This is a genomic window from Mesorhizobium sp. M8A.F.Ca.ET.161.01.1.1 (assembly GCF_004792105.1).
Taxonomy (GTDB): Bacteria; Pseudomonadota; Alphaproteobacteria; order Rhizobiales; family Rhizobiaceae; genus Mesorhizobium.
This window is the reverse complement of record NZ_SRTD01000329.1, coordinates 1-318: the sequence shown is the minus strand read 5'-3', so window position 1 is coordinate 318 and position 318 is coordinate 1. Positions and strand designations below refer to the sequence as shown.

Sequence of the window (318 nt, the reverse complement as noted above, 5' to 3'; positions counted from 1 at the left end):
GCGATATGGCCGACGATATCCGCAAATCCGTTCTTCTGACACCTCTGGAGTTGCAGGCTCTTCGGGAGGCGGGTGAAGATGTGACAATTCTGGCCGTCCATTCCGTCAATCCTTACACCGGTGAACCGTCTTTCAATGGTCTTCGTATCGAAGGTGCAATCGATACTGAAGCCTATACTGATTTCCAATCGCCTGCCACGGTCGAGGGCGGCCAGCGGCCCTTGCCCGATATCACGGTGCTTGAACAAAAGGCGCGTCGTTGGGGTTTGCGCAAGGAAAGCACCCTCGTTGTCTATGACGGCGACCGCAGCATGACAG

At 55.7% G+C, this 318-nt stretch carries 1 protein-coding gene; it reads left to right on the top strand.

What is annotated here, in order from left to right; translation table 11 throughout:
* Positions 1-318 (top strand): hypothetical protein (locus tag EN804_RS37595; RefSeq protein WP_210237396.1); only part of this gene is annotated, 318 nt, incomplete at both ends.